This window comes from Bradyrhizobium sp., from assembly GCF_035570375.1.
In the GTDB taxonomy this organism is placed as follows: Bacteria; Pseudomonadota; Alphaproteobacteria; order Rhizobiales; family Xanthobacteraceae; genus Bradyrhizobium.
Genome location: NZ_DATMLW010000177.1, coordinates 20,892 through 36,796 on the forward strand (window position 1 = coordinate 20,892; position 15,905 = coordinate 36,796).

General features: G+C 59.7%; 15 protein-coding genes. 4 read left to right on the forward strand and 11 right to left on the reverse strand.

Annotated elements, in window-relative coordinates; all coding sequences use genetic code 11:
• Position 1 precedes the first annotated feature (1 nt).
• From VNX23_RS19095 to VNX23_RS19130, 8 genes are all read right to left on the reverse strand, one after another.
• Positions 2-733, reverse strand: a complete 732-nt coding sequence (locus VNX23_RS19095) for a carbonic anhydrase (protein WP_325632523.1) — start codon at positions 731-733, stop codon at positions 2-4.
• A 17-nt stretch (positions 734-750) separates the two neighbouring features.
• Positions 751-4,275 (reverse strand): DNA polymerase III subunit alpha, encoded by a 3,525-nt coding sequence (dnaE, locus tag VNX23_RS19100; RefSeq protein ID WP_414643031.1) that lies wholly within the window; start codon positions 4,273-4,275, stop codon positions 751-753.
• A 642-nt stretch (positions 4,276-4,917) separates the two neighbouring features.
• Positions 4,918-5,676 carry an outer membrane protein gene (locus tag VNX23_RS19105; protein ID WP_325632524.1) on the reverse strand — a complete coding sequence of 253 codons (759 nt, stop codon included), beginning with the start codon at positions 5,674-5,676 and terminating at the stop codon, positions 4,918-4,920.
• A 622-nt stretch (positions 5,677-6,298) separates the two neighbouring features.
• Positions 6,299-7,000 carry an ABC transporter ATP-binding protein gene (locus VNX23_RS19110; protein ID WP_325632526.1) on the reverse strand — a complete coding sequence of 234 codons (702 nt, stop codon included), beginning with the start codon at positions 6,998-7,000 and terminating at the stop codon, positions 6,299-6,301.
• Between the two features lie 7 nt (positions 7,001-7,007).
• Entirely contained in the window at positions 7,008-8,288 is a 1,281-nt protein-coding gene (locus tag VNX23_RS19115) for a lipoprotein-releasing ABC transporter permease subunit (RefSeq protein ID WP_325632527.1), read from the reverse strand.
• Positions 8,289-8,545: 257 nt separating this feature from the next.
• Complete coding sequence (proS, locus tag VNX23_RS19120; RefSeq protein ID WP_325632529.1) at positions 8,546-9,862, reverse strand: proline--tRNA ligase; 1,317 nt, start codon at positions 9,860-9,862, stop codon at positions 8,546-8,548.
• A 505-nt stretch (positions 9,863-10,367) separates the two neighbouring features.
• Positions 10,368-10,883, reverse strand: coding sequence for a copper chaperone PCu(A)C (locus tag VNX23_RS19125; RefSeq protein ID WP_325632530.1), 516 nt, complete (start codon positions 10,881-10,883; stop codon positions 10,368-10,370).
• A gap of 178 nt (positions 10,884-11,061) precedes the next feature.
• Entirely contained in the window at positions 11,062-11,379 is a 318-nt protein-coding gene (locus VNX23_RS19130; protein ID WP_325632532.1) for a hypothetical protein, read from the reverse strand.
• A gap of 136 nt (positions 11,380-11,515) precedes the next feature.
• Here VNX23_RS19130 and VNX23_RS19135 point away from each other — a divergent pair, with 136 nt between their 5' ends.
• From VNX23_RS19135 to VNX23_RS19150, 4 genes are all read left to right on the forward strand, one after another.
• Complete coding sequence (locus tag VNX23_RS19135) at positions 11,516-12,478, forward strand: hypothetical protein (protein WP_325632533.1); 963 nt, start codon at positions 11,516-11,518, stop codon at positions 12,476-12,478.
• Between the two features lie 8 nt (positions 12,479-12,486).
• Positions 12,487-12,840 carry a copper resistance CopC family protein gene (locus VNX23_RS19140; RefSeq protein ID WP_325632534.1) on the forward strand — a complete coding sequence of 118 codons (354 nt, stop codon included), beginning with the start codon at positions 12,487-12,489 and terminating at the stop codon, positions 12,838-12,840.
• Between the two features lie 93 nt (positions 12,841-12,933).
• Positions 12,934-13,905: a copper homeostasis membrane protein CopD gene (gene copD / locus VNX23_RS19145; protein WP_325632535.1), complete on the forward strand. Its 972-nt coding sequence runs from the start codon at positions 12,934-12,936 to the stop codon at positions 13,903-13,905.
• Positions 13,906-14,006: 101 nt separating this feature from the next.
• Positions 14,007-14,192 carry a hypothetical protein gene (locus VNX23_RS19150; protein ID WP_325632537.1) on the forward strand — a complete coding sequence of 62 codons (186 nt, stop codon included), beginning with the start codon at positions 14,007-14,009 and terminating at the stop codon, positions 14,190-14,192.
• Positions 14,193-14,598: 406 nt separating this feature from the next.
• Here the strand turns inward: VNX23_RS19150 and VNX23_RS19155 are convergent, their stop codons facing one another.
• The 3 genes from VNX23_RS19155 to mce form a co-directional block, all read right to left on the reverse strand.
• Entirely contained in the window at positions 14,599-14,946 is a 348-nt protein-coding gene (locus VNX23_RS19155) for a hypothetical protein (protein ID WP_325632539.1), read from the reverse strand.
• Between the two features lie 58 nt (positions 14,947-15,004).
• Positions 15,005-15,280: a DUF1467 family protein gene (locus VNX23_RS19160; RefSeq protein WP_325632541.1), complete on the reverse strand. Its 276-nt coding sequence runs from the start codon at positions 15,278-15,280 to the stop codon at positions 15,005-15,007.
• Positions 15,281-15,448: 168 nt separating this feature from the next.
• The gene (gene mce / locus VNX23_RS19165) at positions 15,449-15,853 is read right to left on the reverse strand and encodes a methylmalonyl-CoA epimerase (RefSeq protein ID WP_325632542.1); all 405 of its coding nucleotides are present in this window, start codon (positions 15,851-15,853) and stop codon (positions 15,449-15,451) included.
• Between the last annotated feature and the right edge of the window lie 52 nt (positions 15,854-15,905).

Below are 15,905 nucleotides of genomic sequence, written 5' to 3' on the forward strand. Positions count from 1 at the left end.
ATCAGCCAACCATCTCCACTCTGCCATCCCGGAGCCGGTAGATGCCGCCGACCACCTTGAGCTTGCCCTGCTCGACGGCGGCGCTCAGGATCGGCCCTGCCCCGCGAAGTTTGGCGACGTTGTCGATCACGTTCTGCCGAATGGCGTTTGCAAGCGTATCGCCTCCCTGCTGCGACACCGCCTTCACCGAAGGAGCCAGCGCCTCGACCAGCGAGGGCAGGTGCCCGGGCAATGTGGTGCCGTCCTTGAGCGATTTGATCGTCGCATCGATCGCGCCGCACTTGTCGTGACCCAACACGAAAATCAGGGGGGTACCCAATTCGGCAACTGCATATTCCAGGCTCGCGATGCTCTCCGGGTTGGCGAAGTTGCCTGCGACACGGCACACAAACAGGTCGCCTCTGCCGCTGTCGAAGGCGTATTCGGGCGCGATACGCGAATCAGCGCAACTCAGGATCGCGGCGTAGGGATTCTGGCCGCCGGCCAAAGCTTCCCGCTCATGCCTGAAGTCATGGCGCACCGCCACGCCTTCGACGTAGCGCGAATTTCCTTTCAAAAGGCGCTTGAGCGAGGCATCCGGCGTCAACACGTTCTGCGGCTTCGGTGCTGCCTTCTCCTTGGCGTCAGCCGCGCCCGCCAGCAACAACCCCATCGTTGCGGCGGCCGCGCCAAGCAGGCTGCGGCGCGAAGGCCCAAGCTTTTGAATCGAATCCTGGCGGCACATCTGGCACATGGAAGTTCCCTCTACTTTTACAATGTTTGGACGTCCACCACGCCCGACACCGCCTTGATCGCGCCAGCAATCTGGGGCGAGACCCTGAAGCGGCCCGGCAGCTTCAGCTCCACCTCGGTTTCGAGATCGAGCATCATCACCAGCGACACGTCCCCGTCAGTGCCTCCGGCGGTGGGCTTGGCCTGGGCAGCACGAGCAACTCCATTCTGCGCTGCCGGCTCCCCCATCTGCAACCGTTTGGCGATGGATTCCAGCGGCTTCGTGTCGCGAACGAAAATGCGCAAGCCCCTCTGGGTCTTGGCGGCGGCGTCATCGAGCGGCTCGGCGTGCAGCACGCGTGCACGGATGTCCTCACCCTGCAGCTCGGCGCCCAATTGCAACAGTACCGCCGCACCCGGCTCCAGCACGTCCCGATACTGGGCAAGGCCTTCCGAAAACAGCACGGCCTCGAAATGGCCGGTCGGATCCGAGAGCCCCATGATGCCCATCTTGTTGCCGGTCTTGGTCCGCCGCTCCATGCGCGACACGACGGTCGCCGCGACCTTGCCGGCGGTTGCGCCGGTTTTCACCGCACGCGAGAACTCCGCCCAGGATTGCACCCTCAGGCGCTTGAGCACCGTCGCGTAATCATCGAGCGGATGGCCCGACAGGAAGAAGCCGATTGCGTCATATTCGCGCCGCAGCCGCTCGGCCGGCAGCCAAGGCTCAACCTGCGGCAAAATGATGGTCGGTGCGTCGGCGGCTCCTCCGAACATGTCGTTCTGTCCAATCAGCGCGGCCTCGTGGCTGCGCTGGCAGGCAGCCAGGATCGCCTCGGCGCCCGCGAACACGCGGGCGCGGTTGGCGTCGAGCGCATCGAAGGCGCCAGCCGCGGCGAGGCTTTCGATGATGCGCTTGTTGATGGCGCGCGGACTGACGCGAGCCGCGAAGTCGGCCAGTGAGTTGAATTGACCGCGGCCGCGCGCCTCCACGATCAGTTCGACCGCCTGCGGGCCGACGCCCTTGAGTGCGGCGAGCGCGTAATAGATCGTGCCGTTGTGGACTTCGAAGGTGGCGGCGGAGCGATTGATCGAAGGCGCCTCGACCTTGATTCCAAGCCGCTGGGCCTCGGCACGAAACTCCGACAGCTTGTCGGTATTGTTGAGGTCGAGCGTCATCGACGCAGCAAGGAACTCGACCGGATAATGCGCCTTCATGTAGGCGGTGTGATACGATACCAGCGCGTAGGCCGCGGCGTGACTCTTGTTGAAACCGTAGTCGGCGAATTTTGCCAGCAACTCGAAAATGGTATCGGCCTGGGCTTTCGGCACGCCGTTCTTGACCGAACCGGCAACGAAGCGGGCGCGCTGCTTTTCCATCTCGGAGCGGATCTTCTTGCCCATCGCGCGCCGCAACAGGTCCGCCTCGCCCAGCGAATAGCCGGCCATCACCTGCGCAATCTGCATCACCTGTTCCTGGTAGATGATGACGCCGAACGTCTCCTTCAGGATCGGCTCGAGCATCGGATGCAGATATTCAGGCTCCTCGTCGCCGTGCTTGCGGGCACAGTAGGTCGGAATATTCGCCATCGGACCCGGCCGATACAGTGCCACCAGCGCGATGATGTCCTCGAACCGGTCTGGCCGCATGTCGACCAGCGCCCGCCGCATGCCCTGACTTTCCACCTGGAACACGCCGACGACATCGCCGCGCGCGAGCATCTGGTAGCTCTCGGCGTCATCGAGCGGCAGCGTCGCAAGATCGACCTCGACACCGCGCTGGCTGAGCAGTTTCACCGCGACATCGAGCACCGTGAGCGTCTTGAGGCCGAGGAAGTCGAATTTGACAAGCCCGGCGGGCTCGACCCATTTCATGTTGAACTGGGTCACCGGCATGTCTGATTTCGGATCGCGGTAGAGCGGCACCAGCTCGCTGAGCGGCCGGTCACCGATCACGATGCCTGCGGCGTGGGTCGAAGCATGACGGGTGAGACCCTCAAGGCGCTGGGCGATATCGAAGGCCCGCGCCACAACCGGGTCCTCGTCGCGAAACGCCTGCAGTTTCGGTTCGCCCTCGATTGCGGCTGCCAGCGTCACCGGTGCGGCCGGATTTTGCGGAACGAGTTTGGTGAGCTTGTCGACCTGCCCATAGGGCATCTGCAGCACCCGCCCGACGTCGCGCAGCACGCCCCTCGCCTGCAGCGTTCCGAAGGTGATGATCTGCGCCACCTGATCGCGGCCATAGCGCCGCTGCACATAGTCGATCACCTCGCCGCGCCGGTCCTGGCAAAAATCGATGTCGAAGTCCGGCATCGACACCCGTTCCGGATTGAGGAAGCGTTCGAACAGAAGGCCAAAGCGGATCGGATCGAGGTCGGTGATGGTCAGCGCGTAGGCGACCAGCGAGCCCGCGCCGGAGCCGCGGCCGGGGCCGACCGGAATGCCTTCGGCCTTCGCCCATTTGATGAAGTCGGCCACGATCAGGAAATAGCCCGCATAGTTCATGCGGGTGATGACATCGATTTCGAAGGCGAGCCGGTTGCGATAATCTTCCTCGGAAGCTCCTGTCGAAAGCCCGTGTACCCTGAGGCGTTGACTGAGGCCCTCCTCGGCCTGGCGGCGCAATTCGGCAGCCTCCTCACCGGCGGCGTCCGCGGTATTCGCACCCGCGCCAACCGTGAAGCGAGGCAAAATCGGCTTGCACGTCACCGGGCGGAACGCGCAGCGCTCGGCGATCTCGATCGTCGAAGCGAGCGCCTCCGGAACATCGGCGAACAGCACGGCCATTTCCGCCCGGGTCTTGAACCGATGATCGGGCGTCAGCTGTTCACGGTCGGTGTCGGCGATCAGGCGTCCGCCGGCGATGCAGAGCAGCGCGTCGTGGGCTTCGTAATCGTCGGAGGTCGCAAAAAAAGGCTCGTTGGTTGCGACCAGAGGAAATCCCTTTGAATAGGCAAGGTCGATCAGGGAGGCCTCGACGCGGCGTTCCTTCTCGGCACCATGGCGCTGCAATTCGATGTAAAGGCGGTCACCGAACAGAGCCGCCAGCCGATCGCACCGCGATGCGGCCAATGCCGCGTGATCGGCCGCGATCGCCAGCGAGATGGGCCCATCCGCTCCGCCGGTCAGCGCGATCACGTCCTCGCAGTCGCCTTCGAGCCAGTGGAACTTGATATGCGGGGTTTGGTGGACCGGCGTTTCCAGGAAAGCGCGCGAGTTCAGCCGCATCAGGCTGCGATAGCCGCGCTCGCGCGCCGCCAGCAGCACGATGCGCGAGGGCGGCGCCGCCGACGCCGTGCGCGCATTGGGGTCCTGGTCGCCGAAATCGACCGCAAGCTCGCAACCGATGATCGGCTGGATGCCGTATCCCGCCATCTTGTCGGAGAACTCCAGCGCCCCGAACATGTTGTCGGTATCGGTCAGGGCCAGCGCCGGCTGACGATCCGCCTTCGCCAGTTCGCCAAGCTTGGCGATCTTGATCGATCCCTTCAGCAGCGAATAGGCGGAATGGACGTGGAGATGGACGAATCCGGCATTGGCCGGCAAGGCCGATAGCTTTGACATGGGCTGGGATCAGCAATCACTGAGGACTTTAGGGGCTTGCGAGTGGGCCTGCATGCCGACTCGGACCGGCAATGGTGCCGTCTCGGAGAGGATGAGTCCACGCGGAAGCCTTTATTGTCAGGCGCCGTCCGGCTTTTCCCCAGCAGGTCAGTGGGGCCGCCAAGACCTCCGGGACCGGCGGGACCCCCCTTCCTGCCTTCAAAGCTGGGTAATCAGTTGCGCCCAGACCGCGATCATTCCCACAAACAACACGATGGATGCCAGCGCCGCCGCTTCCTCGACAAATACCTTCAGCATGAATACCTCCTCTCCCAGAACATAAGAGGAACATAGTTCTCTTTCTGTTCTTTGGTCAAGGGGTGGTAATGGGTCGAATGACCTCCTTGGTTAACCCCTTGACCAGGTGTCTCGCCTTTTGCGCGAGATGCCGGACAAGCTCGCGCAATGGAGCGTATCAAGGGATCCCTGGTGTCCTGATTTCCTACCGGCTGCCACAAGCAGACTTGACCCTTAGACCTCACGAGGCGTCGCCAGCGCTAAAACCACAAGGCACTGGCGCTCGCGGCCCCGAAGGCAACCGGCACAAAAAAAACCCGGCCGAAGCCAGGGCTTTGATGCGTTGGGAATCAAACCAGTTCGCGATCAGTAGCGCGCGACCACTGGCCCACCGAACCCGCCGAACTTGTAGTTGAGGCGGACGGTGAAGATATCGACGTCCTGACGGATGCGATCGATCCCATCGAATGCACCGGTGACAGAAGTAAAGCTGACATCTTTGGATCCCATGAACATGTGATCGTACTCGAAGCCGACCGACAGGCTCGGGGCAAATCCGTATTCGAAGCCGACGCCGACCACGCCACCCCAGCGGGTCTCGTTGGCCCTGTCATCCAGAAGCCCGGTCGGAACATCAAAGATTCTGTACCGGTCATCCGTGACGGCCGCGCCGCCTTTCACGTAGAGAAGCGCGTTGTTCCAGGCATAGCCGACCTGGCCAGTAAACAAACCGAAGGCGTCGATGCGGGATTGATTCCGGTCAGTGCTAAACAAAGGGATGATGCTGATATTGTCGCCACGGAAATCAGCCCAGTTGCCCTGTGCTTCCAATCCAAACACCCAGGATGCCATCTGCCAACGGTAGCCGATCTGGCCACCGAAAGTACCGCCGGTCGCATTGTGACAACCTTCCGGATTCGCAAAGCCGGCATCATCAATGAAATCCCAGCACTTGTGGCTTGAGCCGCCGCCGCCGTTGATCCCGATGTAAAAACCGCTCCAGTCGTAGATCGGAGCAAATACTGGAGGCGCCTTCGTATAAGGTCGTGCCGGAAGGTCCGCGGCAACGGCCGGCGCGGCGCCCAGCGCGATAATGGCCGTCGTGAAAAGCAGGAGTTTCTTCATTGTTTGATTTTCCAATCTTGGAATCGCAGTCCCACGATGAAATTCTATCAGCCTCCGATTGTATTGCTGTAACCGCATCGCAACATCGGCGCGGAAACTATGCTTACTAAAATTTAATTTATCGCTGTGCGCGCGAGAGTTTCCTGCTCCGGAAGTTCCAACAACAATTCTGCAGTGGAACTCGCATGGGTTGCACCACGGCTACTGCGTGTCCTTAAGCAATGCTCGGGAACAGCGATGCGTCCGGTGAGGGAACAAAAGGACTTGCGCTATTCGAAGGTCTTTTCGGGCTGCACAGTAAGGCGGATGGCGACGTCGGTTGAGCCATCAAACACCTCAAGCACCTCGTCGCAGAGCAGACAGCGAAATTCACCTCTGGCCCCGGGGCGAGAGGTCAACTCGATGCGCCGATAACCGGCGCTGCACTTGGGACAAGTGACGTCAGATCTTTTCATGAGCGCGACTATGCCGTGTCGATGAAAGGCTTTCCAGCCCCTGGATCATGATGCGATTAAGTGGAATCGCATCATGAATCGCATCTCTTTGTTTGAGCATGACCTCCGCGCAAATTATGCTGCGCAATGATACGAGCTTCGGAATCAGGACACTAGCGCCGGCCTTCTTAATCCAGCTCGACGATTTCGCCCTCGACCAACGACACCCGTCGGTCCATCCGGCCCGCAAGTTCCATGTTGTGAGTTGCGATCAGCACTGCCACTCGCGTGCCCTTCACCAACTGCATCAACGCCTGGAACACGTGATCAGCCGTATGCGGATCAAGATTGCCGGTCGGTTCGTCGGCGAGCAGCGCCCGCGGGGCGTTGGCGACCGCGCGCGCGATTGCGACGCGTTGCTGCTCGCCGCCAGACAATTCAGCCGGCCGATGCTTGATGCGGTCGCCGAGGCCGAGATAGCTAAGAATTTCGATCGAGCGCTTGATGGTCTCCGACCTTTTCAAGCCACGGATCATCTGCGGCAACATCACGTTTTCGAGCGCCGTGAATTCCGGCAGCAGCCGGTGCGACTGGTAGACGAAGCCGATTTCGGTGCGGCGAATCTGGGTTCGCTCCACATCCGGCAGGCCCGAGGTCGGTGTCCCCGCCACATACACTTCGCCCTCGTCCGGGCTCTCGAGGAGACCTGCGATATGAAGCAGCGTCGATTTGCCGGAACCGGAGGGTGCAACCAGCGCGACCGACTGCCCTGCCCAGAGCGCGAGTTTGGCGCCGTTGAGTATAGTCAGCGGCGTCTCGCCCTGCATGTACTGGCGCTTGATGTCGTGCAGATAGATGACCGGCACATCCTCTTCCGTCCGCTCCGCCATCTCGGCCTCACTCGTACCGGAGCGCTTCGACGGGGTCGAGGCGGGCGGCACGCCATGATGGATAGAGGGTTGCGAGGAAGGAAAGTGTCAGCGCCATGATCACCACCGCGCTGGTTTCGCCGAAATCGACCTCGGCGGGCAGTTTGGAGAGGAAATAAAGCTCCGGCGAGAACAGTTCGGTATTGGTGAGCCAGGACAAGAACTGCCGGATGGACTCGATATTCAGGCAGATCAGCATGCCGACCAGGAATCCCGTGAGCGTACCGACCACGCCGATCGCAGACCCCGTGATCAGGAACACCCGCATGATCGCCCCTTGCGAGGCGCCCATGGTGCGCAGGATCGCGATATCGCTGCCCTTGTCCTTGACCAGCATGATCAGGCCGGAAACGATATTGAGTGCCGCCACCAGCACGATCATGGTGAGAATCAAAAACATCACGTTGCGCTCGACCTGAAGCGCGTTGAAGAAGGTCGAATTGCGCTGCCGCCAATCGACCAGGAACACAGGCCGGCCTGCCGCCTCCGTCACGCTCTTGCGGAAGCTGTCGATCTTGTCGGGGTTGGTAGTGAATACCTCGATCGCGGATACGTCATTGTTGCGGTTGAAATAGGCCTGCGCTTCGGGAAGCGGCATGAACACGAAGCTGGCGTCGTATTCCGACATGCCGATCTCGAACACCGCCGTAATCCTGTAGGGCTTGATGCGAGGCGTGACCCCCATCGGGGTCACGGCTCCCTTCGGAGAAACCAGGGTGATCATGTCGCCGGCATGCAGCGACAGGATATCGGCGAGCCGGCGCCCAATCGCAACGCCCTGCCCTTCGTCAAATCCCTCAAGCGTACCTTGCTTGATGTTTTTGGCGATCGAGGTGAGATTGTTGAGGTCGTCGGCGCGAATGCCGCGGATGAAGACGCCAGCCGCATTGAACGGTGAGGATCCCAATCCCTGTCCGTCCACGACCGGTGCTGCCAGCCTGATACCTGGAACCTGATTGATGCGGTCGGCGACGTCCTTCCAGTCGGTCAACGGCGATTCGAGCGGCTGCACGAGAAGGTGGCCGTTGAGGCCGAGGATCTTGTCCAGCAACTCCTTGCGAAAGCCGTTCATCACGGCCATCACGATGATCAACGTGGCAACGCCGAGCATGATGCCCAGAAACGAAAAGCCCGCGATGACGGAGATGAAACCTTCCTTGCGGCGTGCCCGCAAATAGCGCCCCGAAAGCAGCCACTCGAATGGCGCGAAAGGTGGGGTTCGAACTGGCTCGCTCATAGCTTCATCCATGGTTCGATTTACACACGATTCGGGCCAATTGTGGCCGGTATGGCCGGTATCCCGGCGGTGGATAACGAGCGGATCCGAACGCCAGGCAAGGACCACCAGTGTGGCGGATTTGACGTTCCTATCAGTCTCGCCGCGAGTGCGTTATAGGAACGTCAAATCCAAAGCCACACCAGAATCATCGAGTTGCCAGTGTCCCTTGGTTTCGACGTTCGTAAAAGTGCGTGCGGCAAAATCATACGAACGTCGGAACCCGGACACTAGGCCAGCCGCGCGAGCACGTCCGCCGGACTGAGACTCTCACGCATATCGCCGCTTCGCCGTTTGAGCTCGAGCTTGCCTTCGGCAAGGCCCTTGGGGCCGACCAGGATCTGCCAGGGAATGCCGATCAGATCGGCCGCGGCGAATTTGGCGCCGGCGCGCTGGTCGGTGTCGTCGTAAAGGACCTCGACGCCCTTGGCCGACAGTTCGCGGTAGAGCCGTTCGCAGGCGGCATCGGTGTCAGCTGAGCCCTGCTTCAAATTCAGGATGACGGTCTTGAACGGGGCGACCGATTCCGGCCACTTGATTCCGGCCTCGTCATGGCACGCCTCGATAATGGCGCCAGCAAGCCGGGAAACGCCGACGCCGTAGGAGCCGCCGTGAATGGGGACTTCCGCACCATCGGCTCCGGCAACCAGCGCCTTCATCGAATCGGAATATTTCGTTCCGAAATAGAAGATCTGGCCAACCTCGATGCCTCGCGTATGCACCCTCTTGCCGGCCGGCACTTCACGCTCGAAACGCGCAGCATCGTGAACGTCTTCGGTTGCGGCATAAACGGCGGTCCACTGCTTGATGATCGGCGTGAGGTCGCCCTCGTAGTCGACGTCCTCGCCAGGCACTTGCAGGTTCAGCACGTCGCTGTCGCAGTAAACGCCGGATTCTCCGGTTTCCGCGAGCACGATGAATTCATGGCTGAGATCGCCGCCAATCGGGCCGGTCTCCGCGCGCATCGGGATCGCCTTCAGCCCCATGCGGTCGAAGGTGCGCAAATAGGCGACGAACATCCTGTTATAGGCGCGCCGCGCGGCGGCCTCGTCGATGTCGAACGAATAGGCATCTTTCATCAAAAATTCGCGTCCGCGCATCACGCCGAAACGCGGCCGCTGCTCGTCGCGGAACTTCCACTGGATGTGATAGAGGTTGAGCGGCAGGCTTTTGTAGGATTTGACGTAGGCGCGGAAGATCTCGGTGATCATTTCCTCGTTGGTCGGCCCGTAAAGCAGCTCGCGCTTGTGGCGGTCGGTGATGCGCAGCATTTCCGGGCCGTAGGCGTCGTAGCGGCCGCTCTCGCGCCAGAGATCGGCGAGTTGCAGCGTCGGCATCAGAAGCTCAAGCGCGCCGGCACGGTTCTGCTCCTCGCGGACGATCTGTTCGATCTTCTTCAGCACCCGAAGGCCCATCGGCAGCCAGGCGTAGATGCCGGCGGCCTCCTGCCGGATCATGCCCGCGCGCAGCATCAGCCGATGCGACACGATCTCGGCCTCTTTCGGATTCTCCTTGAGGATCGGAAGCAGGAAACGCGACAGTCGCATGGTCACACCAACAGGAATCGGCCCGGGAACTGAGCAGTCAAACCGGATCGGGTGCAAAAATACAAGGGTAAGCGTCGGCAAAACCGGCCTGGTACCGCCGATCTGAAGTCCCTGCATCACAAGCGGCAAGTCCCATTCGGGGACTTCAGATCGATAGTAGAATCAATAAGTTTGTGAGTAGCCCATGACTTTCCCAAGTTCGTGAAGGCTGGCGCTGCGATGGAGCACGAACTTCGGAAAGTGGGCACTAGAGCTCCGATTCCGAAGTTCGCGAGCTGTCATGGCGACCTCTGATGCGAACTTCGGAATCAAAGGAGCTCTAGCAACTTGTTGATTTTAGTGCGGCTTTGAATTTGAAGTTCCTATCGCGAACTTGCCGCCATACTGATAGGAACTTCAAATTCGCCGCACCAGGGGGCGGATTTTCCTGTCGTTTTGACGCCGAGTCCCACCCCGCGATGATGGCGCAAAGGGGTCTGCGGGGGCGCTCCTCGCCTTTCAACTCTCACATTTTCATGCCCGGCATTTTCTTCTCCATCTCCCCGCCTGAATTCGCTGGCCCCTGCGCGCCAATCCCTTGCACGTCAAGCGAGAGAGAAACCTTTCCGGCCCTTTCGAACTCCAGCGTCAGGGGCACCTTGTCGCCTTGCTTCAGCGGGCTCTTGAGGTCGAGCAGCATCAGGTGTAGGCCACCGGGCGCGAGCTTCACCGTCTTGCCGGGCTCGATCGTAAGGCCCTTGTCGATGGGACGCATCGTCATCACGCCATTGTTCATGGCCATCTCGTGAACCTGGACCTTGGCGGCAATATCGGCTGATCCGCCGATCAGCCGGTCCGCCGTCGAGCCCTTGTTCTCGATCGTGAGATAGCCGCCGCCGACCTTGGCGCCACCGGGGGTGGCTCTGCTCCAGGCTTGCGTGATCACGAGGTCACCGGCCTTGACCTCCTCGGCACTGGCCGAAGCACAGGTCAGAGCGCCCAAAAACAAGATGCCGCAAAGCGTACGTAGGATCGTCTTCATGTTTATTTCCTGGGTGTCTGATTGTTTCGGCTTGGTCCATGCAACACAACAAGCGGTCGCAAGGCGCGATCCGGGTTGCTACTTTCATACCACCTACTATACTTGACAAGCTTTGGGCGGACTACGTTACCGAACTTGCCATATCCGTCGACCTAAGTTTGTGATCATGGGGACCTCGTCAAATCAAGCGGGTTCGTGGCTTCGCTTCTTGCGAAAGCTGATTGGCGCTGCCACGATTTATGCGCTGGTCACCCAGCCTCTCCTGCTCGCATTGGTGGGTGCGCCGCCAGCCCAGGCTTCTGTCGTCGACGAACTTTCGCATTCCCTGTGCCTGCAACAGACAGATGACAGCAGTCCCGCCGCGCCGGCCGACCAGCAGGGACATCCGGCAAATGACCACTGTCTGCTTTGTTTTTCCGGCGCATTCCACCTCCTTGGCGCTTCCGATCCGTCTACAATCTCGACCGTTGATCGGCAAATCCGCAAGATTCGCCAAACGATCCGGCCGCTGCAGCTAGCCTCGTCTTCGCTATATTCGGTAGCCCGTCCGAGAGGTCCCCCGCTCCACGCGTGATGCATCGCAGTTGCGACCGACTGCGTACCCGCTTTCACGTTTGACCGGAGGAATCCCAATGTCTCGATTCATGCTGCTGCGTTCGCTTGCGCTTGCAAGTTTTATTGCAGTGACATTCACCACTCACGCCTTTGCCCACTGCTTCGTCGGCGCCCGTTTCCTTCCAGCCACGCTCTTGACCGATGATCCCTGCGTAGCCGACGAAATGTCGATCCCGACCGTAGGTTGGTCCAAGACCGCAGATGTGCCGCCTGCCTCGCAGTTGGATATCTCGATCGACTTCTCAAAACGAATTACCGAGAATTTCGGCGTAACCTTCAGTCAAGGCTGGACCCAAATTCGTCAACCCGACGGCACCGTCGCTTCAGGGTTTGGAAATCTCGAAACGGCGTTCCAGTTTCAGGTGTTGAAGGACCCGTCGCATGAATTGGCGATTCTGACAGGACTCTCTGTTGACTGGGGCCGCACCGGTTCTACCGGAGCGGGATTTGCCGACAAGTTCAGCACAATTACCCCGACGATCAATATTGGCAAAGGGTTCGGTGACCTGCCGGACAGTTTGTCCTGGATTCGTCCATTCGCCGTGACCGCACAAGTGGGCTATCAAATCCCGACCGACTCCTTCGATTTCACCCAGAATGTGTTCATCCCTCAGCAGTTGGTTTATGGAGGGACACTGCAATACAGCATGCCCTATCTGAAATCGGAGGTCATCGATCTCGGGCTTCCGGATTTCTTTAATCATCTGATTCCGCTCGTCGAAGTGAGCTTGACGACACCGATGGCCAATAATTTCGGCAATCCCTCCACCACGACCGGAACTGTAAATCCGGGCGTGATATGGGTCGGGAGTTATTTCCAGGTCGGGATCGAGGCCATGATCCCGATCAACCGCGAGAGCGGCACGGGGGTCGGTGTTCTCGCCCAGCTCCATTTGTATCTCGACGACATCTTCCCCAGGAGCATTGGGCAACCGCTGTTCGGAGGAAGCTCGGCCCCAACTCGCAAACTGACCTTTTGAGGCAAACCATGCGCATCTCGATTCCAGCAGCGGCAATCCTGCTTGCCGTCATGCCAAGCACTGGCGCACAGGCCCACGCTTTTCTCGATCATGCAGAACCGCGCGTCGGCAGCACCGTACCCACGGCCCCACGAGAACTCGCACTTTTCTATACGCAAAACCTGGAACCGGCGTTCAGCTCGGTTGAAGTAAGTGACGCCAACGGCGCGCGCGTCGATCTCGGCAAGCCAACGATCAGCGCAAGCACCATGCGGGTCGGGCTGAAGCCATTGCCTCCGGGAACGTACAGGGTTCGCTGGCACGTCTTGTCGGTCGACACCCATACGACGCAAGGCAGCTTCACGTTCCATGTGAAGCAGTGAGGCAGCGGTGGCTCAAAAAAAGAGGGCTGCCAGCGACAGACTTCTCGGATAGGGACGGGTCATACCGTCGTCCCTGTCAAGGTGGAGGAAATTTTGATCAATCCGCTGATCGTGGTGCGGGATATTCACTACGCTACAACGGTGATAGTGGCGGGCATCGTCTTCTTCGAGCTGTTCATCGCCGCACCGGTCTTGCAGACGAATCTACGGCTCCCGGCGACCGAGTCCTCTTTCAGGGAACGGACCGGAAGGATTCTGTGGATCAGTCTGATCCTTTCTATCGCTTCGGCTCTCGCCTGGTTGTGTCTGGTCTCGGCTCGGATCGCCGCCAAAACAGTTGAAACGGTGATCGCCGACGGCACGGTCTGGACTGTTCTTCTCCAAACCCAGTTCGGTCTCAGCTGGGGGATGCGGATCTTGCTCGGCATCTTGCTGGGCGCGTGCCTGCTGCTGCGACCGAAAAACCAGGCGCGCACATGGCAACGTGTTCTGGCCGCCTTGCTGGCCGGCGGCTATCTGGGTGCGCTGGCCTTTGCGGGACACGGCGAGGAAGGGCTGGGGTTTGAAAGAAACTTTCATCTCGCCGCGGACTTCCTGCATCTGCTCGCTGCCGGTCTGTGGCTCGGAGGCCTGATCCCACTTGCGCTGCTGCTCGCCTATCTGCAGCGATTTCGCGAGGAGGGATGGGTTACAGCCGCCTGTCACGCGGCCAGCCGCTTTTCTTCTCTTGGCATTCTCGCAGTGGGCATCTTGCTCATCACTGGAACCGTCAACGTCTCATTCCTGGTTGGTGGAATATCGAGCCTCACAGATACGACCTATGGCCGATTGCTCCTCCTCAAGATCACCCTGTTCATCGTCATGTTCGGCGTGGCCACGGTCAACCGGCAATACCTGTTGCCGCGACTTTGCGCCAAGGCTGGAATCGACCAAAGCCTCCTGACGACTGAGAGGCTCGTGCGCAGCACGGTCGTCGAAACTGCGCTGGGACTCGGTATCATCACGATTGTTGGAGTGCTCGGGATCATGGCGCCCGCAATCGACATGAGCGCTCACATGCATTAAAAAATCCCTGCTCGTCGCCGCGGCGTTGGCGTGGCCGCTCGCCTTCCCCTCTTCAGTCCATTCGGAAACCCGGGAGCAGTGGGAAAGCGCCGCCTGGCCTCATGTCGATGATCATCATTATGTCGATGATCATCATTCGCAGCCGCAAGTCCGGCGAAGGTCTGAGATACACAATTTCCAACGATTGGCTGCCGATCATCCTTGGCTGGAACAAGTCGCATCTGCCGGCAAGGTTCGACGCTGCAATGAGTGCCGAAGCTTTGTTCAAATCTGAGCCGGCACCGTAGGTCCTCGTGCGGTCGCCTTGGATACGAAATTGTGTTATGATACCAATCACGTAAGAGAGCTAAAGTTGGCACTCGCAGCCTGCCCAAATCCCATTCATTTCAGAAGCTGCTTCAGTTTTGAACAATCGTTGCTGAAATGGATGACAACACGAAAATTATAGTCTAGGACTAGGTGCCTCAGGCTGATCGCAAGATCGTCTGGTGGTCCAAGTCTCGGGAGGAGCCCTGACGCGCACAAGCAGCGTCGCCCGTCCAATCAAGATCAAATTCATTTTCGGGAAAACAGGGTCGACACAATTTCTGGAGCAGGGCTTAGTGCCCTGCTCTTTTTTTCTGGAGCAGGGCTTAGCGCCCTGCTCTTTTTTTTGCGCGGATTATTTTGCGCAGAACTTCTGCAACGGAAAGGTCATTCCCGCTCGAGGAAATTCGATCCGACGTCGGCCTTTCTTCTGACCGGGTCGAAATCGCAATAGACGCCATCGGCAAGCAGGGTGTAGCTCGCGACGATCCTGTACTTGTCGAGCTTGACCGAGTTCAAGCCGATCACCCTGGTGTTGGTCCCGCCATTCCATTTGAACGGCGTCGTGCTCTGCGCCCGCTCGCAGGCCGCCACAGCTTCCGCAAAGGCAGATCCCTCGACGAACGCTTTCATCGTCTGAAGCTGCGAATACGTTTTCCAGTTTACATAGAAGGAGGCCGCAAGGCCGGCAATGGTGAGAACCATGAGCCCGGCGATAATCCGCTGAAACGTCATTTGCCTCCCCTACTCCAACACAGGTCTTTTCGCGCCTTAGTCGAATTTGCCGCAGCGATCAGAACGGCATTCCCATCAGCTTGGACAACCGCTCGATGGTCACGAAACCGCTGCGATAGGCTGCAAAGCCCGCCGCATAGATCACGCCTGATAACAGCGTCGTCCAGATCAGTTTGCGCCCCATCTGGGTTGCGACCGGCGCGCCGGGATCGGTACCCGGGCTGCCTCCGCCGTCCTCATGCTGGCTGCGCACGCCAAATGGAAGCGTCACAAACAGCACGATCCACCATAAGACAAAGTAGATCGCAAATCCGGTCGAGATCGTATAGGCCATCTAGTGCCCTCTTTCCGAAGTTCGTGAAACGTCGCGGCACCCTCTTGCACGAACTTCGGAAAGCCAAGGGCACTAGCAAATCTATGATTCTAGTACCGCTTTTCTATTTGAAGTTCCTGGTCGGACTCGCGGCAAGTGGTTCAGGAACTTCAAACAGGCGGCACTAGCTTACGCCTGCTCGATTTCGACGAGCGCACCCGAAAAATCCTTCGGATGAAGGAAGAGAACCGGTTTGCCGTGGGCGCCGATTTTCGGAATGCCGTCGCCGAGCACTCGCGCCCCCTCCTTGATCAAGGTGTCGCGCGCCGCGACGATGTCCGGCACCTCGTAACAGATGTGATGGATGCCGCCGTCCGCATTACGCTCGAGGAATTTCGCGATCGGCGAGGCTGCGCCAAGCGGCTGGATGAACTCGATCTTGGTGTTGGGCAAAGCTACGAACACCGTGATCACGCCGTGCTCGGGCAGCGGCACCGCTTCCGAAACGTCGGCGCCGAACGCGGCGCCATAGATTCTCGCGGCCTTCTCGGCGTCCTTGACGGCAATTGCCACATGATTGAGCCGGCCCAGCATGGAAAACTCCTCCGCTTTCCTTATAGCTTGCGCATGCGGGTTGCGCAAAACC

What these genes read in the sequence shown, in the direction of transcription:
- VNX23_RS19150 (WP_325632537.1), top strand. Translation starts at nt 14,007, where the DNA reads ATGTCGATGATCATCATTATGTCGATGATCATCATTCGCAGCCGCAAG.
- mce (WP_325632542.1), bottom strand. Translation starts at nt 15,853, where the DNA reads ATGCTGGGCCGGCTCAATCATGTGGCAATTGCCGTCAAGGACGCCGAG.
- VNX23_RS19160 (WP_325632541.1), bottom strand. Translation starts at nt 15,280, where the DNA reads ATGGCCTATACGATCTCGACCGGATTTGCGATCTACTTTGTCTTATGG.
- VNX23_RS19105 (WP_325632524.1), bottom strand. Translation starts at nt 5,676, where the DNA reads ATGAAGAAACTCCTGCTTTTCACGACGGCCATTATCGCGCTGGGCGCC.
- proS (WP_325632529.1), bottom strand. Translation starts at nt 9,862, where the DNA reads ATGCGACTGTCGCGTTTCCTGCTTCCGATCCTCAAGGAGAATCCGAAA.
- VNX23_RS19110 (WP_325632526.1), bottom strand. Translation starts at nt 7,000, where the DNA reads ATGGCGGAGCGGACGGAAGAGGATGTGCCGGTCATCTATCTGCACGAC.
- dnaE (WP_414643031.1), bottom strand. Translation starts at nt 4,275, where the DNA reads ATGTCAAAGCTATCGGCCTTGCCGGCCAATGCCGGATTCGTCCATCTC.
- VNX23_RS19140 (WP_325632534.1), top strand. Translation starts at nt 12,487, where the DNA reads ATGCGCATCTCGATTCCAGCAGCGGCAATCCTGCTTGCCGTCATGCCA.
- VNX23_RS19155 (WP_325632539.1), bottom strand. Translation starts at nt 14,946, where the DNA reads ATGACGTTTCAGCGGATTATCGCCGGGCTCATGGTTCTCACCATTGCC.
- VNX23_RS19125 (WP_325632530.1), bottom strand. Translation starts at nt 10,883, where the DNA reads ATGAAGACGATCCTACGTACGCTTTGCGGCATCTTGTTTTTGGGCGCT.
- VNX23_RS19135 (WP_325632533.1), top strand. Translation starts at nt 11,516, where the DNA reads ATGTCTCGATTCATGCTGCTGCGTTCGCTTGCGCTTGCAAGTTTTATT.
- VNX23_RS19115 (WP_325632527.1), bottom strand. Translation starts at nt 8,288, where the DNA reads ATGGATGAAGCTATGAGCGAGCCAGTTCGAACCCCACCTTTCGCGCCA.
- VNX23_RS19095 (WP_325632523.1), bottom strand. Translation starts at nt 733, where the DNA reads ATGTGCCAGATGTGCCGCCAGGATTCGATTCAAAAGCTTGGGCCTTCG.